Source organism: Selenomonas ruminantium subsp. lactilytica TAM6421 (genome assembly GCF_000284095.1).
Taxonomy (GTDB): domain Bacteria; phylum Bacillota; class Negativicutes; order Selenomonadales; family Selenomonadaceae; genus Selenomonas_A; species Selenomonas_A lactilytica.
Genome location: NC_017068.1, coordinates 1,113,254 through 1,135,344 on the forward strand (window position 1 = coordinate 1,113,254; position 22,091 = coordinate 1,135,344).

17 protein-coding genes, 1 pseudogene and 1 other annotated feature are annotated in these 22,091 nt (G+C 53.4%); all 18 genes and pseudogenes read left to right on the plus strand.

The annotated features are described in order from the left end of the window. Positions 1-29 precede the first annotated feature (29 nt). The 18 genes and pseudogenes from SELR_RS18260 to SELR_RS05365 all read left to right on the plus strand — a co-directional run bounded on the left by SELR_RS18260 (position 30) and on the right by SELR_RS05365 (position 22,037). A complete protein-coding gene (locus SELR_RS18260; protein WP_014424171.1) occupies positions 30-560 on the plus strand; it encodes a hypothetical protein in 531 nt (176 codons plus the stop codon). 33 nt (positions 561-593) lie between these two features. Further along, a complete protein-coding gene (locus tag SELR_RS18265; protein ID WP_014424172.1) occupies positions 594-1,454 on the plus strand; it encodes an AsmA family protein in 861 nt (286 codons plus the stop codon). Positions 1,455-1,538: 84 nt separating this feature from the next. Then, on the plus strand, positions 1,539-1,949 hold the full coding sequence (locus tag SELR_RS05290) for a UPF0158 family protein (protein WP_014424173.1): 411 nt from the start codon (positions 1,539-1,541) through the stop codon (positions 1,947-1,949). 2 nt (positions 1,950-1,951) lie between these two features. Then, entirely contained in the window at positions 1,952-2,428 is a 477-nt protein-coding gene (locus SELR_RS05295) for a hypothetical protein (RefSeq protein ID WP_014424174.1), read from the plus strand. A 146-nt stretch (positions 2,429-2,574) separates the two neighbouring features. Further along, the gene (galU, locus tag SELR_RS05300; protein WP_014424175.1) at positions 2,575-3,450 is read left to right on the plus strand and encodes a UTP--glucose-1-phosphate uridylyltransferase GalU; all 876 of its coding nucleotides are present in this window, start codon (positions 2,575-2,577) and stop codon (positions 3,448-3,450) included. Positions 3,451-3,485: 35 nt separating this feature from the next. Continuing rightward, positions 3,486-4,712, plus strand: a complete 1,227-nt coding sequence (locus SELR_RS05305) for a DUF445 domain-containing protein (RefSeq protein WP_014424176.1) — start codon at positions 3,486-3,488, stop codon at positions 4,710-4,712. Further along, positions 4,712-6,013 carry a DUF445 domain-containing protein gene (locus SELR_RS05310; RefSeq protein ID WP_014424177.1) on the plus strand — a complete coding sequence of 434 codons (1,302 nt, stop codon included), beginning with the start codon at positions 4,712-4,714 and terminating at the stop codon, positions 6,011-6,013. Before SELR_RS05305 ends, SELR_RS05310 begins: the two co-directional genes overlap by 1 nt. Before the next feature lie 133 nt (positions 6,014-6,146). Then, positions 6,147-7,676, plus strand: coding sequence for a methylmalonyl-CoA decarboxylase subunit alpha (gene mmdA, locus SELR_RS05315; RefSeq protein ID WP_014424178.1), 1,530 nt, complete (start codon positions 6,147-6,149; stop codon positions 7,674-7,676). 27 nt (positions 7,677-7,703) lie between these two features. Beyond that, the gene (locus tag SELR_RS05320; protein ID WP_014424179.1) at positions 7,704-7,859 is read left to right on the plus strand and encodes a hypothetical protein; all 156 of its coding nucleotides are present in this window, start codon (positions 7,704-7,706) and stop codon (positions 7,857-7,859) included. 40 nt (positions 7,860-7,899) lie between these two features. Next, complete coding sequence (locus SELR_RS05325; protein ID WP_014424180.1) at positions 7,900-8,289, plus strand: biotin/lipoyl-containing protein; 390 nt, start codon at positions 7,900-7,902, stop codon at positions 8,287-8,289. A gap of 81 nt (positions 8,290-8,370) precedes the next feature. Next, positions 8,371-8,590: a binding site (T-box leader), on the plus strand. A gap of 203 nt (positions 8,591-8,793) precedes the next feature. Beyond that, entirely contained in the window at positions 8,794-11,457 is a 2,664-nt protein-coding gene (locus tag SELR_RS05330; protein WP_041914586.1) for a valine--tRNA ligase, read from the plus strand. Positions 11,458-11,471: 14 nt separating this feature from the next. Continuing rightward, positions 11,472-12,785 (plus strand): bifunctional folylpolyglutamate synthase/dihydrofolate synthase, encoded by a 1,314-nt coding sequence (locus SELR_RS05335; RefSeq protein WP_014424182.1) that lies wholly within the window; start codon positions 11,472-11,474, stop codon positions 12,783-12,785. Between the two features lie 20 nt (positions 12,786-12,805). Further along, positions 12,806-14,206 (plus strand): annotated as a pseudogene (locus SELR_RS05340) (O-antigen ligase family protein); the annotation flags it as partial. Between the two features lie 301 nt (positions 14,207-14,507). Next, entirely contained in the window at positions 14,508-15,137 is a 630-nt protein-coding gene (locus SELR_RS05345) for a redox-sensing transcriptional repressor Rex (RefSeq protein ID WP_014424184.1), read from the plus strand. A 141-nt stretch (positions 15,138-15,278) separates the two neighbouring features. Then, positions 15,279-16,619 (plus strand): tRNA (N6-isopentenyl adenosine(37)-C2)-methylthiotransferase MiaB, encoded by a 1,341-nt coding sequence (miaB, locus tag SELR_RS05350; RefSeq protein WP_014424185.1) that lies wholly within the window; start codon positions 15,279-15,281, stop codon positions 16,617-16,619. A 73-nt stretch (positions 16,620-16,692) separates the two neighbouring features. Continuing rightward, positions 16,693-19,284, plus strand: coding sequence for a DNA mismatch repair protein MutS (mutS, locus tag SELR_RS05355; RefSeq protein WP_014424186.1), 2,592 nt, complete (start codon positions 16,693-16,695; stop codon positions 19,282-19,284). Next, positions 19,281-21,221 (plus strand): DNA mismatch repair endonuclease MutL, encoded by a 1,941-nt coding sequence (mutL, locus tag SELR_RS05360; RefSeq protein ID WP_014424187.1) that lies wholly within the window; start codon positions 19,281-19,283, stop codon positions 21,219-21,221. The genes mutS and mutL overlap by 4 nt, the downstream gene beginning before the upstream one ends. A gap of 18 nt (positions 21,222-21,239) precedes the next feature. Continuing rightward, complete coding sequence (locus SELR_RS05365) at positions 21,240-22,037, plus strand: class I SAM-dependent methyltransferase (protein WP_014424188.1); 798 nt, start codon at positions 21,240-21,242, stop codon at positions 22,035-22,037. The last annotated feature ends 54 nt before the right edge of the window (positions 22,038-22,091 follow it).

Sequence of the window (22,091 nt, forward strand, 5' to 3'; positions counted from 1 at the left end):
GGGCGGATGAGGTGTAAGGGGAGATCATTATGAAATGGCTTCGTACTCACTGGCAAAGGGCCCTGCTTATATCCATAGCGGCAATTTTCCTCGCCATCTTCCTCGTTCTCGAAGTTTTCAGCCGTGGCGCTGCGGCCATTTTCAATCAGGCGATGACGGAGCAGGATATGCTCAAGGGAACCATCACTGCCGAAAAGATTGTGGCCCATGTCACCGGTGATGTGAATTTCACCAATCTGGAATGGCGTGATCCGGAGGGGAGACTGATCTTGCGGGTACCCGAAGGGCATTTCCATGCGCGCCCTTGGGACGTGGTGACAGGACATCTCAAATCCACGACCATTCAGGAACTGACATTGAAAGATGCGGAAGTATCCGTGCATCTGGCTGACGATATGACCGTGGACTTCGTGCGTGGCTCCCGGGATATGAAGCAGGTCAAGGAGGAGGAAGAGGACTGGCAGAAGAAAGTCAGCCTAGTGGGCAAAAGTGAGGAAGAGCGCAGGAGAATCGGTGAATTCCGCAGGAAAAAGCGGGCCGAGAAGATGGCTAAGCAGTAGAAGAACTTTGACCGGGCTGGCAGGAAGATCCGCATGGAACTGAAGTTCGAGAACTGCCGCATGGAAGTCTTTCATAAAGGCCGTCATTATCTGCTGTCCCGGGTGAATCTGGCATCTGACATCAATACGGACAAGGCGATGACGATTGATGCCCGGACGGGCAGCTTTGGCGGCACCATGATTGGCAGCAGCGTGAATCTCAAAGGCAAGGTCGATTTTGCCAGCGATGAGGTGCCCGTGGGGGATCTGCAGCTGAGTTTTGTGGATGTGGATCCGTCATCGTTGGATCTGGGCATCAACATCTATGACAAGATGACCATGGACAGCCATCTGACCGGGCCTTTGAATGATATCAGCGGCGAAGGCCGGCTGCAGATGGGCGAGCTGCATATTCCCGGCCTGTATTTCCAGGATGTGGAGGGAAAAATCCACTACGATGGTGCAAAGCTGGACTTCCAGGATGTGACAGCCAGTGTTTACGGCGGGCGGCTGCAGGCTGAAGGCACATATGATCTGGATACCCGCTATTATCAGATCCATGGTGTGGGCAGAAATTTGCAGGCGGCACAGGCTTTGCCGAAAAGCCACCTGTACTGCAATGTGGATGTGGACCTCAATCTGGCGTCCAAGGGCACGAGCCGGGAGACTACGGCTTATGGCAGCTTTGTTTCAGGTGAGGGACGTTATCGGATCATGCCCTTCAAACGCATTACGGGAAAATTCAATCAGGCCTATCGCGACTTGCAGTTCTATGATGTAGCCATCGAGTTTGCTGGTTTTTCAGTAGCTACGGATGCCCTGCAGATAAAGGATAAGAAACTGACCTTGAGCCCCATAAACTTGAAAGACAGTTTGGGAAATGATATTACTACCATCGATGTGGGCAGGGAATAAAAAGCAAGGGGATATCCCCCTTGCTTTTTTTGTATAAATGTTAGACAATATAGATACACTGTAAGCGGAGGTAAGATTTAATCTATGAAAGTGAATTTACAGGAACTGGCCCGGGCTTTGTCCCAGTCGGATATGCATCAGGGCTATATCGATATTGGCAGCGGCAAGGTCATCATCGTGCAGGATGATCTGGGGGAGGAAGAGGTTCTCAATCATGTCTTTGACATTGAGGATGACTGGGAACATTATATTCCGCTACCCAATGTGGTGGACAGCGAAGAGCATAATCTGATGGAGAGTTTTGCCGATGCGCAGCGGGAAGAGGTCAAGATGCGCTTGTTGGAAGCTCTGCAGCAGAATGGCGCCCAGCTGAAATTCCGGCAACAGATCAAACGGCTGCTATTGAAGGCAGCCTGGGAGAAATTCCAGCAGGAATATTTTGTTAACGTGGCCCGGGACTATTGTGAAGAGAACGCTCTGGAATATGAGGAGTAAAGATGTTAATGATTCAATGTTATGCTTTTTTCTGGCTGCTGAGCAACTGTTCCTCCATGAAGATCATCATGGAGCGCCTAGGGGCAGATGCTGGTGATGAAAAGCAGCAGGAGCAGCGGGAGGAAATTGAATCCTTGGGAAAATTTTTCTCCGGGGAAGCCATCACCCGCATGATGCTCGTGATAGGCGCCCTGCTTTTGGTTTTTGACTGCGTGGGCTTTTTCCTGACCTATCAGTATGTGCAGCTGCGTCCCTGGCAGTGGGGCATATTCGGTCTGGCCATTGTGACGCTGCTCATTGATGTGGGCCGGAATATCTATCGCTATCGGGAATTGAAAGCAGAGGGTGCCGACGTGCCGGCTATCTTGATGGAAAACTTTGACGATGTGCAGTCCGTTTGGAATTACATCACCATGGCAGCGGTAAGCGCAAAACTTTTGCTGGCAGTTTTGCTGGTTCTATGGACTGTATTCCGGTAATGGGCAGGTCATTAGGGGAACGTGCTGATGGCACGTTCCTTTTTATGTGATGGAACCGGGAAGCGGATAGTAGCGAAATTTTATATTTTTGTGTATAATATAACATTATAACATTGGGAAAATAATTATAGTTAGGGGATTTTTTTATGCAGAAAATCAGAAAAGCAGTAATTCCGGCAGCAGGTTTTGGTACGAGATTCCTGCCTGCCACCAAGGCGACACCGAAGGAAATGCTGCCAATCGTGGATAAGCCGACCATTCAGTACATCGTGGAAGAGGCCAAGGCCAGCGGGATCGAGGATATCCTGATCATCAGTGGTCATGGCAAGCGCGCCATCGAAGACCATTTCGACAGTGCGCCGGCGCTGGAGATGGAACTGAAGAAGAAGGGCAAGGATGATCTTCTGCAGATGGTACTGGAAACAGCGGATATCAACGTCCATTACATCCGCCAGCGCTATATGCGCGGCCTGGGCGATGCAATCCTCTGCGCCCGCTCCTTTATGGAGAACGAGCCGTTCGCGGTGCTCTTGGGTGATGATGTGGTCTATAACCCGCAGAAGCCGGCGCTGGCACAGCTGATCGATATTTACGAGGCCACGGGTGGTTCGGTGCTGGGCTGCCAGAATGTGCCGGAGGAAAAGGTGTCTGCCTATGGTATCGTAGCCGGCACTCAGACGGATAACAGCCGCCTGATGCGGGTATCCGACATGGTGGAAAAACCGGCCCGGGAAGAGGCACCCAGCCGTATGGCCGTATTGGGGCGCTATATCATCAAGCCCCAGATCTTTGATATCCTGGCCGAAACGAAGCCGGGCAAGGGTGGGGAAATCCAGCTGACGGATGCCTTGAAGGTGCTGGCCCGTCAGGATGCGGTCTATGCTTATGACTTTGAGGGCAAGCGCTATGATGTAGGCGATAAGCTGGGCTTCCTGAAGGCTACGGTGGAATTTGCCCTGCGCCGTGAAGATCTGGGCGGTGCTTTTAAGGATTATTTGACGGAACTTACCAAGAGTTTCTGAGCTATTGAGAACCTGATGGATCTGAGGTGTGACACTTGCAGAAAAAGAATAAAGCCAATCTGGCCTTAGGCATCAGTGCGGCGGGATTTCTGGGGACCTTGGGCCTGACAGGGACGTTCCCTGCGGCCATGGTACATCATGGTTTTTTGGCGGCGACGATTGGCGGTCTGGCAGATTGGTTTGCCGTGACCGCCATTTTTCATAAGCCGCTGGGAATCTCTTACCGTACGGATATCCTGCGGCGCAATCGTGCCCGCATCATGGATGCGCTGGTGACTTTTGCCAGCGAAGACCTCCTGAGCACGGACAACATCATGAATGTGCTGGAAAAACAGAATACCGGTACCTTGCTGGCGGAATATTTCATCCACCGGGGAGGCCGGGAAAAGGTGCATGAAGTGGTGAATACCGTGCTGCTGAAAGCTGTGAATGGATTGGATTCCCAGCGTATTGCCCGGGAGCTGGCGCCAGCCATCAAAAAGGGAATCAGCAGCTTCCCGCTGGAAGATATCCTGCCGGAAGTCCTGCGCCTGCTGGCCATGAATAAGCACTGTGACAGATTGCTGAGCAGCATGCTGTTGGTGGGGGAGCAGATCATCATGTCTCCTGCCCTGCAGGATGCCATTCTGGCTCATATCCGGGTGCTGCGGGAAAACTATGAGAAGGATTCGGCGGGACGGGCCTTGATCATTGCCTCCCTGGGGCTTAGTGATGAAAAGATCCTGGCGTTGCTGGTAGACCGCATGAAGGCCAAAATTGCGTTATGGCGCAGCGGCGAGGATCATGATATGCTCAAATCTGGTCTGATGGCTATGCTGATCAGCCTGAGCCAGGATGAGCGGCTCAAGGATATCCTGCTTGATCGGAAGGAACAGCTGCTGGAACATATCGATCTGACTGATTATCTGGCTGGTTGGATAGAAGCCAATCTCAAGGGAGATGATCCCTTCTGGCTGGAACAGGTCAGGGCTTACACCGATGCACGCATCGATGAATACATCAAGTCGGCGGCCTGGCAGGCGAAGTTTGATCAGATGGTCAAGGATTTCCTGCGGGCAGAACTGGTCAAGCATCATGGGCTGATACCGGGAATCATCCGGGAGCGCCTTTATGAGTTTTCCGATGATGAATTGGTGGAATTCGTGGAAGACAAGGTGCAGGACGATTTGCAGATGATCCGCATCAACGGTTCTATTGTAGGTGCTTTGGCAGGTATGGGCTTGTATATCCTCATCGCCTTGGCAGAAAGGATGTGGGGCTGATGGATAAAGGCATGAACAAGGCGGATAAGACTTTGCTGCTGGTGCTTTGTTGCTTTTTGACAGCTCTGGTGCTGCATCTGCAATATCGGGACAGTGTGCTGGCAGAGGCCTTTCTCTTTGCCAGCGAAGCGGCGCTGGTCGGGGGTATTGCGGATTGGTTCGCCGTGACGGCCCTGTTCCGCAAGCCGTTGGGGTTTCCCTATCATACGGCTATCCTGCCACGGCGCCGGGATGCATTCATCCAGGCCTCGGTGACCTTGGTGCAGAAGGAATTCTTCTCTAAGCGCAAGATTTTCCGGCATCTGGAACGATTGCATATCCTGCCCATGCTGATGGGCTGGCTGCGGGAACCGGCTACGGAAAACCGGCTGGTCATGCAGCTTGTGAATTACCTGCGGGATTTCCTGCTCAGTCAGGAAGCCAGCAAGCATTCGGCTGTGCTGGCCGCCAAGGGCAGGGAAGCGTTGCAGGCCATCGAGCCGGAGGACTTTTTTGCCCTCTGGGGCAGCTGGTTGCAGCAGACTGGCAAGGATAAGGCTTTTGTCAAGCGGCTGGCGCAGTATTGGCATAAGCAGGTGTCCACAGAGGACACCCGGCAGAATCTGCAGAAGCTGCTGGAGGATTATGAGGCCGAAAAGACCAATGATAATCCATGGGCCAAGCTGGCTTCCTTCGCTCTACAGGCGGTGGATCTCGTAAACTATGGGGAAGCGGCTGAACTCATGCAGAAGCAGATCCTGGCCATGCTGGAGGAATTGGAGACAGAGAATTCGCCCTTGCAGCAATCTTTGCTGGCGCTTTTTTATGAAAAATCCGCTGAGCTCAATGATGAGCCGGAATTCCACCAGCTGGTACATGAACTGAAGGACAGCCTGCTCAGGGATCTGCCCTTGGAGCCGGCCTTGGAACAGATATTTGCCAATCTGCGGGAGCACTTTTTGCAGGATAAGGCCATGGACGTGGATCCTCTGGCTGAACATATGCCGGCTTTGCGTTCCCGCCTGGAAGAGATCATCCATGCGGAATATCAAAAGACCTTGCAGCTTATGGAAGAGGATGAAGAACTGCGCAGAACCGTGAGCTCCTTTCTTTTTGACGTCATTGCCCGTTCGGCGCTTCATGCCCAGCACCTGATTGGCGTGATCGTGGAGAATGTGCTTTCCGGCCTGACGGATGAGCAGCTAAATCGGTTGGTCTATGACAAGGTGGAACCGGATCTGCTCTGGATTCGCATGAATGGTTCCATCGTTGGTGCCAGCATCGGTCTGGTATTGTTCCTTTTGCTGAAAATCGCTGGCTGATAGCGGGGAAAATAATAGTAAAAACTGCTAAATAAAAAATATTTAAGTAAAAATAGCTAGCTTTTATAAACCACATAGACTATAATATACTTTGTGACACGGTAGTGAAAAAAACCGTCATAGGAGGTATACAATGGCTACTGTTCAAGAGAAAATCGATTTAATGCATGCTAAGAAAGAACATATCATGCAGGGCGGCGGTGCGGCCCGCATTGAGAAGCAGCATGCCAAAGGTAAGCAGACGGCGCGTGAGCGTATCGCCAAGCTCTTCGATGAGGGCACCTTTGTGGAACTGGATATGTTCATGAAACATCGTTGCACTAACTTCGGCCAGGAAAAGAAGGAACTCCCGGGCGAAGGCGTAGTAACCGGTTACGGCACGGTTGACGGCCGTCTGGTTTATGCTTATGCTCAGGATTTCACGGTTGAGGGTGGTTCCCTGGGCGAAAAGCATGCCCATAAGATTTGGAAGGTAATGGATCTGGCCATGAAGATGGGTGCTCCTTGCATCGGCATCAACGATTCCGGCGGTGCCCGCATCCAGGAAGCGGTAGATGCCCTGTCTGGTTATGGCGGTATCTTCTTCCGCAACACGGCGGCTTCCGGCGTGATCCCGCAGATTTCCGTTATCATGGGCCCATGTGCAGGCGGTGCTGTATATAGCCCGGCAATTACGGACTTCATTTACATGGTCAAGAACACCAGCCAGATGTTTATCACCGGCCCGGCGGTTATCAAATCCGTTACGGCTGAAGAAGTGACGGCCGAAGCTCTCGGCGGCGCTATGACGCATAACACCCGCAGTGGTGTGGCACATTTCGCTGCTGAGGACGAAGACGACTGCATCCAGCAGATCCGTTACCTGCTGTCCTTCCTGCCCTCCAATAACATGGAGGATGCACCGGTTATGGAAACTGGCGATGATCCGGACCGTCAGGATGAAAGCTTGAACACGGTTATCCCGGACAACCCGAATGCGCCGTACGATATGAAGGACGTCATTCGTTCTATCGTTGATAACGGTGAATTCTATGAAGTGCATGAGCACTTTGCTACGAACATCATCTGCTGCTTTGCCCGTTTCGATGGCCGCAGCGTTGGTATCATTGCCAACCAGCCCAGCGTGATGGCTGGCTGCCTCGATGTGGATGCATCGGATAAATCCGCACGTTTCATCCGCTTCTGCGATGCCTTCAACATTCCTTTGGTCAACCTCGTTGACGTACCGGGCTTCCTGCCGGGTGTCGATCAGGAATACAACGGCATTATCCGCCATGGTGCGAAGATGCTGTATGCATATAGTGAGGCAACGGTTCCCAAGGTTACGGTTATTACTCGTAAGGCTTATGGCGGTTCCTATATCGCTATGTGCTGCCGTGAGCTCGGCGCTGACCAGGTTATGGCTTGGCCGACATCCGAAATCGCCGTTATGGGCCCGGCTGGTGCAGCCAACATCATCTTCCGCAAGGATCCGGACAAGGATGCCAAGACGGCAGAATATGTGGATAACTTCGCTACGCCGTACGTAGCTGCTGAACGCGGTTATGTGGATATGGTCATCGAGCCGAAGGAAACCCGTCCTTGCATCATTACGGCCCTGAATGCTCTTGCCAGCAAGCGCGAAGTTGGCCCGGCTAAGAAACATGGGTGCATTCCGCTCTAAGCTGTATTTTTTCGGAGGTCTTTTACCATGAAAACTGAAGCAAATGGCGCTTCGCCAGAAGTGGTGGCAGCTATTACCGCTGCTGTCCAGATGATGATGGGTAACAAGGTCATCGCTGTACGCATCAAACGCAGTGATGTTTGGGCGCTGTCCGCCCGCGGTGGTCTGGCTCGTCCGTTCTGATGCTTGTTATCGCGACAAATCTACTATGGGGGAATAACGAATGAAAAAGTTCAATATCACGGTTAATGGTACGGCTTATGAAGTCGAAGTCGAAGAAGTGAAATCTGCTGTTGCAGCTCCGAAGGCTGCTCCTGCTGCACCGAAAGCAGCACCGGCTCCCGCAGCTCCTGCTGCCCCGGCTGCTCCGAAGAAGGCTGCTGTAGCCGCTGGCGCTGGTGAGCATTCCATCGATGCTCCGATGCCGGGCAAGATCGTGAAGCTCGTAGCCAGCGAAGGCCAGGCTGTCAAGGCTGGCGAAACGCTGCTGATCCTCGAAGCCATGAAGATGCAGAACGAAATCGCAGCAGATGCTGACGGTGTAGTCAAGTCCTTCAACGTGGCTGCTGGCCAGAGCGTTAAGGCTCATGAATCCCTGGTTATCCTGGGCTGATTGATTTCCTTTGATATTTACCAGTGTTTCCATTGCCATGTGCTTGATTTTGTGGTAAAATTAACGCCGTATCAAATGAATAGCAAGGCAATGAGAAAGAGGAGTAAGGTCTTAGCTGCGGCATAGAGAGAAAACGGTTGGTGTAAGTTTTCATGCAGCGGGCGTGAAGGTCGCTTTTGAGCTTCCGGGCTGAAGGCAGTAGGTTTGGACGTTCGCCGCGTTAAGGCTTTGAGCTGACCGGTCAGATTGACAGGTCAGGAACATTGGTGGTACCACGGAAGTATGCGCTTTCGTCCTTTGGGGCGAAGGCGCTTTTTTTTGTAAGGAACGAAGAAAAGAAATTAAAATGGATTGCGTAGGATGAATCTTCAATGTCAAGGCAGAGGAGTGAGGCGTAGCAAGGCTACGTTGAACGACGATAACGCAGACAGGGGAGATTCAGACAAGCAAGACGTTTAATTTCTTTTCGAGAGTTCCGTAAGGAGGATTTAGATGAGCGAAGTAATGGAACAGGAAAACAATATTCCGAAGGTTTATGACCCGCAGTCGTTTGAGAAGAAATGGTATAAGTTCTGGGAGGATAACAAACTTTTCCACGCAGAAGTGGACAAAAGCAAGAAGCCGTACAGCATGGTGATCCCGCCGCCAAACGTCACGGGCCAGCTGCATATGGGGCATGCCCTGGACAATACCCTGCAGGATATTCTGATCCGTTTCCGCCGCATGCAGGGATACAACGCCGTCTGGATTCCGGGCTGTGACCATGCCGGCATCGCCACCCAGGCAAAGGTTGAGGGCGCTCTGCGGGAAGAGGGAACCAACCGTTACGAACTGGGGCGCGAAAAGTTCCTGGAACGTGTCTGGGACTGGAAGGAACAGTACGGCAACCGCATCATGTCCCAGCTGCGCTCTTTGGGTTCCTCCTGTGACTGGGACCGTCAGCGCTTCACCATGGACGAAGGCTGCTCTGCCGCTGTCCGCGAAGTGTTCGTGAGCCTCTATGAAAAAGGTTTGATCTATCAGGGTACCCGCATCACCAACTGGTGCCCCAACTGCAACACGGCCATTTCTGATATCGAAGTGGAGCATGAAAATGAAGCCGGCCATCTCTGGCATCTGCGCTATCAGGTAGAAGGTACGGATCAGTATGTGGAAATCGCCACCACCCGTCCGGAAACCATGTTCGGCGATACGGGCGTGGCTGTGCATCCCGAGGATGAACGCTATAAGGATATCGTGGGTAAGACCTTGATCCTGCCCATTGTGAACCGCCGCATCCCGCTGTTTGCCGATGAATATGTAGACAAGGAATTTGGTACTGGTGCCGTTAAGGTCACCCCGGCTCATGATCCCAATGACTTTGAGATGGGGCTTCGCCACAATCTGGAACAGGTCAAGGTCATCGGCAACGACGGCCATATGCTGGAAGGTGCCGGCAAGTATGAAGGCATGGACCGCTATGAATGCCGCAAGGCCCTCGTCAAGGAACTCGAAGAACTCGGCGTGCTGGTTTCCGTGGAAGACCACGAACATGCTGTGGGCCATTGCTCCCGCTGCCACAGCACGATTGAGCCGTTGGTTTCCAAGCAGTGGTTCGTCAAGATGGAGTCTTTGGCTAAGCCGGCTATGGAAGCTGTGCAGGATGGCCGCATCAAGTTCGTGCCGGAACGCTTCAGCAAGATTTACCTGCAGTGGCTCGAAAACATCCGCGACTGGTGCATTTCCCGCCAGCTCTGGTGGGGCCACCGCATTCCGGCCTGGTACTGCGATGACTGCGGCAAGACCAGCGTGTCCCGCACGGATCTGACGGAATGCCCGCATTGCCATAGCAAGCATATCCATCAGGACGAAGACGTGCTGGATACCTGGTTCAGCTCCGGCCTCTGGCCCTTTGAAACCATGGGCTGGCCGGAAGAGACGGAAGAGCTCAAGCACTTCTATCCCACGGCAACTCTGGTAACGGGCTACGACATCATCTTCTTCTGGGTAGCCCGCATGGTCATGATGGGGCTGGAATTCGGCAAGGACATTCCCTTCCAGCATGTATTCATCCACGGTCTCGTCCGCGACAGCCAGGGCCGCAAGATGAGTAAGTCCCTGGGCAACGGCATCGATCCGGTGGAAGTCATCGAAAAGTACGGCGCCGACACCCTGCGCTTCATGCTGATTACGGGCAACACTCCGGGCAACGACATGCGCTTCTATTGGGAACGCGTGGAATCTGCCCGTAACTTTGCCAACAAAATCTGGAACGCTTCCCGCTACATGCTCATGAACCTCGAAGGTTTTGATAAGAGCTTCAAGCCGGAAGAGGCTGATTATACCCTGGCTGACCGCTGGATTCTTTCCCGCTATGCCCGCACCGTGCGCGACGTGACGGAGAACCTCGACAAGTTCGAGCTGGGCGAAGCCGGCCGCATGATTTACGAATTCATCTGGAACGAGTTCTGCGACTGGTACATCGAGCTCACCAAGTCCCGTCTCTACGACAAGGAAAATGTACGGGCACGTAATACGGCTCTCTACGTACTGAGCTATGTACTGGAAGGCACCCTGCGCCTGCTGCATCCCTTCATGCCCTTCCTCACGGAAGAGATCTGGCAGAAGGTTCCCCATGATGAAGCCCTCAAGAGCATCATGGAAACGGCATGGCCGGCTGGTGACGAAGGCTGCATCAGCGAGGACATCGAAGCCCAGATGACGGCTATCATGGAAACCATCAAGACTGTCCGCAATATGCGCGCGGAAGTTGGTGCTGCTCCGAGCAAGAAGAGCGAGCTTATCCTGAGCTTCACGGACGAATCCCTGCGCGCTGTGTTCACGGAAAACCAGAGCTATCTGGATAAATTGGCATCTTCTGATCCCATCACCATCCTGCCGGCTGGTGCCGCAAAACCAGAAAATGCCATGGCCGGTGTGGTCAGCGGCGTGGAAGTATTCCTGCCCCTCAAGGGCCTCATCGATGTGGAGAAGGAAACCGCCCGCCTCACGAAGGAACTGGAGAAGCTGGACAAGGAAATCAGCCGTCTGGCCAAGAAATTGGGCAATGAAGGCTTCCTGGCCAAGGCTCCTGCCGATGTCGTAGCAGGTGAGAAGGAGAAACTGGCTGGTTACGAGGAAAAGAAAAAATCTGTGGAAAGCCGTATGCAGGACTTGGCTAAACTTTGATAGGGGTGTCCTATATGAACTATGAGGAGTCTCTGGATTATCTGGAAAGCCTCAATACATTTGGCATTAGACTTGGCTTGGAACGCATTCAAAAATTACTGGCAAGATTGGAATTACCGCAGGAACGCTATCGCACCATCCATGTGACGGGAACCAATGGCAAAGGCTCTGTGTCCGCCATGCTGGCGGGCATCCTGCGCCATTCGGGCATCCGCACGGGATTTTACTCTTCGCCCCATCTCGTTTCCTATACGGAACGGATACGGGTGGACGGTCAGTCCATCAGTGAGCAGGAATTTGCGGACTGCCTGAGCTCCATCAAGGTCTATGTGGATCAGATGGTGGAGGAAGGCGAGGAATGTCCGACGCAGTTTGAAGTGCTCACGGCGTTGGCTTTCGTATACTTTGCCATCAAGCATGTGGAATATGCGGTGATTGAAGTAGGTCTGGGGGGGCTCCTGGACTCCACCAATGTCATCGTACCGGAAGTCTCCGTTATCACCAACGTGACCTTGGAACATGCTGACCGCTGTGGCGGCACCCTGGAAGGGGTGGCCCATCATAAGGCAGGCATCATCAAGGATGATGTGCCAGTGGTGACGGCCGCCCAAGGGGAAGCCTTGGAAATCATCCGGCAGACGGCGGAGGAGAAAAACGCCGACATCTTTGTGGCCGGTGAGGATTTCAGTGCGGAATTCATCAGCTGCGAAAGCAATTTCCAGCGGCTGGAGTTTTCCTCGGGGCTGTTGGGCGCGGTAAAAGTGCCTTTCACCCTGCATCTGATGGGCAAGCATCAGATTGAGAATGCGGCGGTGGCGGTGATGACGGCCCAGCTCATCCACAATCTGGACAGCCGCATCACCAACAAGACCATCGATGATGCCCTGAGTCTCGTGAGCTGGCCGGCCCGCTTTGAGCGGGTGGATATGGGCCGGCAGAAGATCATCATCGACGGTGCCCATAATCCGGCGGGCATGCAGGCCTTGCGGGAAAGCCTTGACCTGTATTATCCAGTGGATGAGCGTGTTTACCTGCTAGGCATCCTCAAGGACAAGGATATCGAACATATGCTTGGCACCCTGCTGCGTCCCAATGATACGGTGATTGTCACCGTACCTCATTCGGACCGGGCCAGTGATCCGCAGATCCTGACGGGGCAGGTGGCCAGATTTGTGCAGCATGTGGAAACCATGGCCGATAATGGCGAAGCCCTGAATCGGGCTTTGGAGCTGGCCAATGGTGAAAAATTGCTGGTTATGGCAGGTTCCCTCTATCTGGTCGGCGGTCTCAGGCAGATGCTGCTGGATAAGAAGGGGGGAGAAGCATGAGCGATAAGGAATCCCCGGAAATGAAGGCCGTCAATGCCAGACGGCGGGCGGCCAATAAGGAGAAATGGCGGGCAAGGTATGCCAAATGGTCCTGGCAGTTTGTGTTGGCCGAAGCCTTCCTGCTGGCGCTTTTGCCGCCAGCAGCTACGGTGGCCCTGATCTTTGCTGTAATCCTGACCATCCTGCGGTTCCGCGCGGATAAGGAATTCACCTTCCGTCAGCTGCCCTTTGATGTGCCATTGGGCTTGTTTGTCCTGCTGAGTGCCTTGTCCATTCTGGTATCGCCGGATCGAGCTTTCAGTTTCTACAACTGGTATAATCTGGTGGGTGTCTATGTGCTGACCTACTTTGTGGTGGGGCAGAATCTGCGTAGCCGCCAACAGGTGAAGGAATTGCTGGTGGTTATGGGCGCTGCAGCGGTGCTGGTCCTGCTCTATGGCTTCTATCAGTTCCTGTTTGGCATCGATATCAGCGCCATGAAATGGGTGGATGGCGATGCTTTCCCGGAACTTCGAAAGCGCGTGTTCTCCACCTGGGAGAATCCCAATATCTTGGCGGGGTATCTCGATATCATCATCTGCCTTGCCTTTGGCCTGTTTATCAAGGCGGGGACAAAGCAGAAACGCATTGTCCTCGGAGCGTTGCTGGCGGCCTCTGCCGCCTGTCTGGCCATGACCTATGCCCGTGGTGCCTGCCTGGTGATTGCCGCTATTTTTGTCGTTTACGGTATGTTAAAGGACTGGCGGGTATTGCTGGTCTGCGCTGTGGTGGGCATTGGCCTGCTTTTGGCTGATCCCGTGCTCTATGAGCGCCTGACCTCGGTCTTCACCAAGGTAGATACGTCCTCGGAGATGCGTCTGGCCTTCTGGGAAAGCACCATCGCCATGATTCAGGATCATCCGTTCCTGGGAATTGGCTGGGGAGCTTATTGGAAGGTGTATCCCGAATATGATTTCTATCTGCAGGGGGCGGATGTACTCATTGTGCATGCACATAATATGTATCTGAACTATGCGGCAGAAATCGGCATTCCGGGCATGCTCTCTTTCATGTGGCTGTTCTTTGGTTCCCTGTGGCTGGCCCTGCAGCAGAGATTTTTACCGGCAGAACCGGTGGTATCTGCGCCCACGCCCTTTGATTACAATGAGGAAGGGACCGTAGATGCAGAGCTCAAGAAAATCAGTGACAGCGTGCAGCAGCCGGAAACTGCACCGCAGCCTTCCCTTTGGCAGGATTTCCTCCATTGGGAGGACTGGCGGCTTTTCAGCGGGGCTTCCTTAGGCCTCGGGCTGGCGCTGATCTCTGTGGCGCTCAATGGCATTACCGATGATCTGTTGTTCAATATTCCGTCCTCCATGTTCCTGTGGATGCTGATGGCCTTTATTGCCGCTTTGGCCGCCTTCAATCCGCCCAAGGATGAAGAGACTGAGGAAGTGCCCGAAGTCGTGGCGGAAGAGAAAGTTTCCGGTGAGGAAATCGCTGCAGAGCCGACTTTGGCTGAGAAGATGAAGGCTGATATGGAAGAAGAGCAGCAGGCAGCAGAGAACACTGAGGCAGAAGAACCTGCGGAAGCGGGCGAAGCAGCTCAAGAAGTGGCTAAGGAAACGGAGCAGGAAGTCATGGAAGAAGCTGAGGCAGAAGTTGAAGCTGATACAGAAGCAATAAACGACCAGGAAGAGAAAGCGAAAGACGATAACAAAGACGAAAAGGAGGCAGAGGTTCATGAAAAGTCAGGTGAACATATCAAAGGCGACCATTGACCGGCTGCCCCTGTATTTCCGCACCTTGCGGTTGGCGCAGGACGAAGGCAAGGATATCATTTCTTCAGACGAACTGGGGCGTCGACTGGGAATTACCCCGGAACAGATCCGCAAGGATCTGGCATCCTTTGGTCAGTTCGGCAAGAAGGGTGTTGGCTACTACGTCAACGAGCTCAAGCGCAATGTGGGCGATATCTTAGGGCTGGATAACCATTGGAATATCGCCATCATCGGCATTGGTCATCTGGGGGCGGCGCTGGCTAACTTCCATAATTTTGTCACTTTGGGTTTCAATTTGGTGGCGCTCTTTGATGAAGATCAGGAGGTTATCGGTACCACGGTGAATCATATCAAGGTGGAGGATGTGGCGAATCTGGAACAGATCGTGCAGGAGCGCCATATCCATATCGGCATCATCGCCGTGCCTGCGGCCTTTGCCCAGGGCGTGGCTGATAAGCTGGTGGCCGCCGGTGTCAAGGGCATCTGGAACTTTGCTCCCATCAAGATGGAAGTGCCAAGCTCCATGCATATTGTCAACGAAGATCTGTCGGTAGGGCTTAGCAGTCTTTCCTATCATATCACGCGTAAATAAATCTTTTGTTCAGACCGTCCTTCCTTTGGGGAGGGCGGTTTTGTCATGGGGAAACTTTGGCGGACGTCATAGACAAAAAAAGATAATTTTGCTACAATGTTATATCGAGTTATATTTTACAAAAGGACTGAATAAGCAAGTATGAAGATAATAGATGGCAAAGCACATCGCTATGTCAAATTTCTGGTTTACGGCTGTCAGATGAATGTGGCGGATGCCGAGCGCATGGCGGGGCAGCTGGCTGCCATCGGCTATGAGCGTACCGAGGACACGGATATTGCTGACCTGCTGATCATCAACACCTGTGCCGTGCGGGAGACCGCCGAAGACAAGGTCTATGGCAAGATCGGGGAGATCAAGAAGCTCAAGCGGGAAAATCCCCAGCTGATCTTTGGCATCACGGGCTGCATGGCCCAGAAGGAAAGCGATAAGCTCATCAAGCGGGCACCCCATATCGACTTCGTATTGGGCACGGGCCAGGTGCATGAGCTCACCAAGGTGGTACAGGAAATCCAGCAGGAGCGGGGCCATGTGGTCAACACCGCTTTGGACGCCAAAGTGGCGCCGGCTATCGCTGAAGGCAGCCCCATTGCCCGGGAAGGCAGCTTGTCGGCCTGGGTGCCCATTATGTATGGCTGCAATAATTTCTGCACCTACTGCATCGTGCCTTATGTAAGGGGCCGGGAGCGCAGCCGCCGTCCCGAAGATGTGGTTAAGGAAGTGGAGCAGGCCGTAGCCCAGGGCTATAAGGAAGTTACCCTTTTAGGTCAGAATGTTAACTCCTACGGCAAGGATCATAAGCTGGCCACCTTTGCCGAACTTCTCAAGATGGTGGACAAGGTGGAAGGTATCAAGCGGGTGCGCTTTATGACCTCCCATCCGAAAGACCTGAGCGACGAGGTCATCGACGCCATCGCCGAGGGCGAGCATCTCTGCGAGCATATCCATCTGCCCGTGCAGTATGGCAGCAACCACCTGTTGAAGGCCATGAACCGCGTCTATACGGTGGAAAGCTACCGGGAACTGGTGAAGAAGATCCGAGCAAAACTGCCCCATGCTTCTTTGACCACGGACTTGATCGTAGGCTTCCCAGGCGAGACGGAAGATGATTTTGCCCAGATGCTGGACTTCTTGAAGGAAATCCGCTACGATTCGGCCTATACCTTTATCTATTCCAAGCGCTCCGGTACGCCGGCGGCTGAAATGGAGAATCAGGTTGACGATGCTGTTAAGAAGGAGCGGCTCAACGCCCTGATGGCGGTGCAGAACCAAATCAGCCTGGAAATCAACCAGTCCCTGCAGGACAAGGTAATGGAAGTCATGGTGGAAGGCCCCAGCAAGAATGACGATAGCGTTTGGACGGGCCATACCTGCACGAATAAGATCGTGCTCTTCAATCATCAGGATGAGCAGCCCGGTGATTTCATTCAGGTAAAGATTACCCACCCGCAGACCTGGGTGTTAAAAGGAATTCGTGTATAATCGTATGGAGAGCTCCCTCACCTGAGGGAGCTTCTGCCGTTTATTTTATAGATTTTATGGAGGTAACGCTTACATGGAACTTACGCCCATGATGCAGCAATATCTGGCCACCAAGGAACAGCATCCCGAGGCCATTCTATTTTTCCGTTTAGGCGATTTTTATGAGATGTTCTTTGATGACGCCCGCATTGTGTCCAAGGAGCTGAGCCTGACGCTTACAAGCCGCAGCGGCAATACGGATAAGGCGCCGATGTGCGGCGTGCCTTATCATGCCGCGGAAGGCTATATCAATAAATTGGTAAGCCGCGGTTATAAGGTGGCCATCGCTGAACAGATTGGCGATCCCAAGGCCAAGGGACTGACTAAGCGGGAGGTCATCAAGATCATCACGCCGGGCACGGTGCTGTCTGAGTCGGCTTTGAAGGATTCGGCCAATAACTATATTGCCCTGATTCATGAAAAAGACGAGCAGATTATCTTAGCTGGTGCTGATATCTCCACCGGCGAATGCTTCTATGGCATCTATGGCGGCGGCAGCCGGGAACAGATGCTCTATGATGAGCTCTACCGATTAGCCATGCCGGAACTGCTGGTGGTGGGCAAGCCTTCCTTTATGGATAACCTCAAGGAATTTACAGATCTGCGTCTGCCGACGGTTTCTTACACCATGATTGAGGAAATCTCCCCGGCGGTGGAGGACCGGATTATCGAGCATTTTGCCGCTGATGTGCGCCCTAGCGATGAGGGTGCCAAAGAAGCGGTGGCAACCCTGCTGGATTATCTGCACGCTACCGTCATGACGGATCTGACTCATCTTAACCAGCTGAGTTTCCTGGATGCGTCGGAAAATCTTGTCATTGATACTTATACTTTGCGCAATCTGGAAATCACCCGGAATCTGCGGGACGGGGGCAAGAAGGATACTCTGCTGGATGTATTGGACTTCACCAATACCGCCATGGGCAGCCGCCTGCTGAAAAAGTGGCTGGAATATCCGCTCTTGAATATCCTGCCCATCAATCAGCGCTTGGACGCGGTGGAGGAACTGACCAAGGACTTTGCCCTGCGGGGAGGCCTGCGGGAAGCTTGCAAGGATATCCATGACTTCGAGCGACTGCTGACCCGCATTGAGGTGGGCACGGCCAACGCCCGGGACCTGATTGCTTTGAAGATCTCTCTGATGAGTTTGCCTGCCATCAAGGAAAAGATGGCCAATGTGCAATCCAATGTATTGATGAACTGTCAGAACAATATCCATGTCTTTGACGATTTGGTGGATTTGCTGCAGCGTTCCATTGTGGACGAACCGGGGATTTCCCTGCGGGATGGCGGCATCATCAAGGACGGCTACAATGCGGATTTGGACGAATACCGCCGCATTGCCCACGACAGCAAATCCATGTTGCAGGAAATCGAGGAGCGGGAGAAGGAAGAGACAGGCATCCGCTCGCTGAAAATCGGCTATAACAAGGTCTTTGGCTACTATATCGAAGTGCGCCATAGCGGCGCCGATCTCGTGCCGGACAGATACATCCGCAAGCAGACCTTGGCCAATGCCGAGCGCTATATCACCGAGGAGCTCAAGGAGTTTGAGACCAAGATTCTCGGTGCCCAGGAAAAGATTGTCAGCATTGAGTACAATCTCTTTACCGAGGTGCGGGAAGTCATCAAGAGCCGCCTGACGGAAATTCAGGGTACCGCCCATGAGATTGCCATCGTGGATGTGCTTACAAGCCTGGCGGAAGCTGCCGTATCCTATAACTATGTGCGGCCCCGCATGGTGAACAACGGCGAGATCGATATCAAGGATGGCCGTCATCCCTTGGTGGAACGCATATTGACCCGGGATTTATTCGTGCCCAATGACACGAAACTCAATCATAGCAACTGTGAAATCATGCTGATTACCGGCCCCAACATGGCAGGTAAGTCCACCTATATGCGGCAGACGGCTTTGCTGACGCTGATGGCCCAGATTGGCAGCTTTATTCCCGCCAGAGAAGCCGCCATTTCTCCAGTTGACCGCATCTTTACCCGTATTGGCGCCAGCGATGACCTGGTCAGCGGCCAGAGTACCTTTATGGTGGAGATGAATGAGGTGGCTCAGATCCTCAAATACGCCACCAAGAACAGCCTCGTGATCCTCGACGAAATCGGCCGCGGTACCAGTACCTTTGACGGCATGAGCATTGCCCGGGCCGTGATTGAACATATCGAGCAGAAGGTCCATGCCAAGACGCTCTTTGCGACACACTATCACGAACTCACGGATCTGGAAGACGATATCGTCAAGAACTACTGCGTGGCCGTAAAAGAGCGGGGCACCCAGGTGGCTTTTCTGCGGCGCATCGTGCCCGGGGCGGCGGATAAATCCTATGGTATCCATGTGGCGCGTTTGGCTGGTCTGCCCAAGACCGTGACCAAGCGGGCGGAGGATATTCTTGCCGAGTTGGAAGCGGACGCGGCAGTAACTGTGCCGGCAACAGAAAATATCAAAGCGGCAGAGAAACAGGCTGTGGCGGCCCCCATGATGGGCTCGCTCTTTGCTAACAGCCTCAGCGATAAATTGTTGGCCCTGGATGTAATGACCATGACACCGTTGGAGGCCATGAACGAACTCTATAAACTGCAGGAGCAGGCGAAAAGGGAGGCTGGACAGGCATGACCAAGATTCATGTGCTTGACGATAACACCATCAACAAGATCGCCGCAGGCGAAGTGGTGGAGCGTCCGGCATCGGTGATAAAAGAACTCATAGAAAATGCCATGGATGCGGGGGCAACCCGCATCGAAGTGGAAATCATGGCAGGCGGTACATCCTTTATGCGGGTGACGGATAACGGCAAGGGCATGAGCAAGGAAGATGCTTCCGTGGCCATCCTGCGCCACGCCACCAGCAAGATTCAGGAGGTTTCAGACCTCAATAACATCTCCACCATGGGCTTCCGGGGCGAGGCGCTGCCCACCATAGCCTCCGTGTCCCGCTTCACCATGCTGACCCGGGAGCCGGGCAGTGATTTGGGCACAAAGGTGGAAATCAGCGGCGGCAAGGCGCCGGATATCATTGAAACGGGCTGCAATATCGGCACCAGCATCAAGGTGGAGGATCTGTTCTTCAACACCCCTGCCCGCAAGAAGTTCCTGAAGACAAATCATACCGAGGGCGGCAAGATCAACGATTTCATCATCAAGCTGGCCCTGTCCCGTCCTGATATTGCCTTTCAGTTTATCAACAACAACAAGACCTCGGTGGTGACGCCGGGCAATGGCAATCTCTTTGATACGGTACAGGCCATTTATGGCGGGCAGGTGGCCGATTCCCTGCTGACCTTGAAATTGGAAGATGAAGATCTGAAGATCTCCGGCTTTATCACCAAGCCCTCCATGCTCAAAAGTTCCCGCACCTGGCAGACTTTTATCGTCAATGGCCGCATCATTCAGAATCGGGCCATTGCCAAGGCTATCGACAACGCCTACCGCTCGTTGATTCCGAAAAGTGGTTTCCCCTTTACCGTGCTCAACATCGAAGTGCCCCAGCGCACCATTGATGTGAACGTGCATCCGCAGAAAAGCGAGATGAAGTTTGAGGACGAAAGCCGCATCTTCAAGGCTGTGTATAAGTCGGTGCTGGACGCCATCCGGCCCAGCACAGGGAACCTCACGGAAGTGGCGGCGGTGGTGGAAAAGCCCAAGGTGGAATACACCATGGAGCCCATGCAGTTTGTACCTGCCAGCTCGCCGGCACCGGCAGCGGCAGCACCTGCGCCTTCCAGCAGCAGGTCCCAGGGAAGTTATCAGCCCAAGACCATCTATGAAGCGGTCAGCCGTCCCGCTGTGAAACCGGCAGTCAGCTTTGCCGAAGCCCAGGCGGAACTGCAGAAGGAGCGGCAGATTCATTACAATCAGCCGGAACATGCAGAGCAGGTAGCGGACAGCCAGCCTGACCGCCAGATTGACCAGTCAAAACCTGACCTGTCGATTTCTGATCAATCAACTGTTGACACGTCAAATGCTGACTGGTCAGGCCGCATGATTCCCATCGGGCAGGTGGACTTGACCTATATCATCGCCCAGGATTTGAAGGGGCTCTATATCATCGACCAGCACGCCGCCCATGAGCGCATCCTGTTTGACAAGCTCTCGGCCATGGCCGATGGCATTCCCTCCCAGCAGCTTTTGGTGCATCAGCTTTTGACCTTTGACCGGAAGGAAGCGGCCATGGTGGAGGATAACAAGGAATTATTTGCCCAGCTGGGCTTTCATATGGAAGCGGCGGGAGATTTGGACTATCGTCTGATGGAAGTGCCTGCCGATGTGCCCGTGGCGGAGGCGGAAGATATCATTCGGGAAATTCTGACGGATTTAGGCAATATGCATGAAACCACCGCCAAGGAGATCCGGCAGGCATGCCTGGCCACCACTGCCTGCCGGGCGGCAATCAAGGCTGGCGAGGAACTCAATATGCGGCAGATGGAAATCCTGCTGGATGAACTTTCCACCACGGCATTTCCCTATACCTGCCCCCATGGGAGGCCCACCATTTTGAAATTCAGCAGTGAAGATTTAGCCAAGATGTTCAAGCGGACAGGCTTTGGCTTTTGAGAAAGTGATGGATAGATATTGAACGAAAACAAATTGCAGGCTATTGCCACTACAGGCCGCAAATGGAATCGGCCCAGCGAGAAACTGGCCCGGGAGATGGCAGCAAAATTGGGGATTCCTTATGCCGAGCGCGGGCGGGAGGCGATTCCCGACCTTTGCCAGAGCTATGATGCCAGATTTGCCCTGGTGGCGAAAAAGGGCCTTCTGACGCTGGTGACACCGGAAGCAGAACTCTTCTTCCATCCCAATATGGCCCATCTGCGGCTAAAGAACCTGCGCTTTGGCGATGGGGACCGCATGGCCGAGGCCATGGATCTGCAGCCCGGTATGGATGTGCTGGACTGCACTTTGGGCTTCGGCGCTGATGCCATTGTAGCCAGCTCCGTGGTAGGAGAGGGCGGCAGCGTTACAGGCCTCGAATCCCAGGCGCTGATTGAAGCGGTGGTGGGCTATGGCTTGGCCAATTACACCAACGACACCGATACAGTTATTGCCGCCATGCGCCGGGTAAAAACCCATTGCATTGACGCCTACGAATACCTCAAGGCACAACCGGATAATTCCGTGGATGTCATCTACTTTGACCCCATGTTCCGCCATCCCTTTGCCGAGAGCAAGAACATTGCGCCCTTGCGTCCCGTGGCCAATAAGAACCCATTGGCATTGGAGACCATTGCTGAGGCCAGAAGGGTGGCACGTCACCGCATTGTCCTGAAGGAATCCAGCAAGAGCCGGGAATTTGCCCGGTTAGGCTTCACAGAACGGGCGGGCGGACGCTACAGTAAAGTCCAGTACGGTGTCATGCGTTTACGCTGAGGCAGATAGATAAATTGCAGTTTGTCGGTGCGAGCCTGAACGCTTTTGTTACAA

Bases quoted from the DNA above. Each gene is read 5' to 3' on its own strand.
- SELR_RS18260 (WP_014424171.1), top strand. From the start codon at position 30: ATGAAATGGCTTCGTACTCACTGGCAAAGGGCCCTGCTTATATCCATA.
- SELR_RS18265 (WP_014424172.1), top strand. From the start codon at position 594: ATGGAACTGAAGTTCGAGAACTGCCGCATGGAAGTCTTTCATAAAGGC.
- SELR_RS05290 (WP_014424173.1), top strand. From the start codon at position 1,539: ATGAAAGTGAATTTACAGGAACTGGCCCGGGCTTTGTCCCAGTCGGAT.
- SELR_RS05295 (WP_014424174.1), top strand. From the start codon at position 1,952: ATGTTAATGATTCAATGTTATGCTTTTTTCTGGCTGCTGAGCAACTGT.
- galU (WP_014424175.1), top strand. From the start codon at position 2,575: ATGCAGAAAATCAGAAAAGCAGTAATTCCGGCAGCAGGTTTTGGTACG.
- SELR_RS05310 (WP_014424177.1), top strand. From the start codon at position 4,712: ATGGATAAAGGCATGAACAAGGCGGATAAGACTTTGCTGCTGGTGCTT.
- mmdA (WP_014424178.1), top strand. From the start codon at position 6,147: ATGGCTACTGTTCAAGAGAAAATCGATTTAATGCATGCTAAGAAAGAA.
- SELR_RS05320 (WP_014424179.1), top strand. From the start codon at position 7,704: ATGAAAACTGAAGCAAATGGCGCTTCGCCAGAAGTGGTGGCAGCTATT.
- SELR_RS05325 (WP_014424180.1), top strand. From the start codon at position 7,900: ATGAAAAAGTTCAATATCACGGTTAATGGTACGGCTTATGAAGTCGAA.
- SELR_RS05330 (WP_041914586.1), top strand. From the start codon at position 8,794: ATGGAACAGGAAAACAATATTCCGAAGGTTTATGACCCGCAGTCGTTT.
- SELR_RS05335 (WP_014424182.1), top strand. From the start codon at position 11,472: ATGAACTATGAGGAGTCTCTGGATTATCTGGAAAGCCTCAATACATTT.
- SELR_RS05345 (WP_014424184.1), top strand. From the start codon at position 14,508: ATGAAAAGTCAGGTGAACATATCAAAGGCGACCATTGACCGGCTGCCC.
- miaB (WP_014424185.1), top strand. From the start codon at position 15,279: ATGAAGATAATAGATGGCAAAGCACATCGCTATGTCAAATTTCTGGTT.
- mutS (WP_014424186.1), top strand. From the start codon at position 16,693: ATGGAACTTACGCCCATGATGCAGCAATATCTGGCCACCAAGGAACAG.
- mutL (WP_014424187.1), top strand. From the start codon at position 19,281: ATGACCAAGATTCATGTGCTTGACGATAACACCATCAACAAGATCGCC.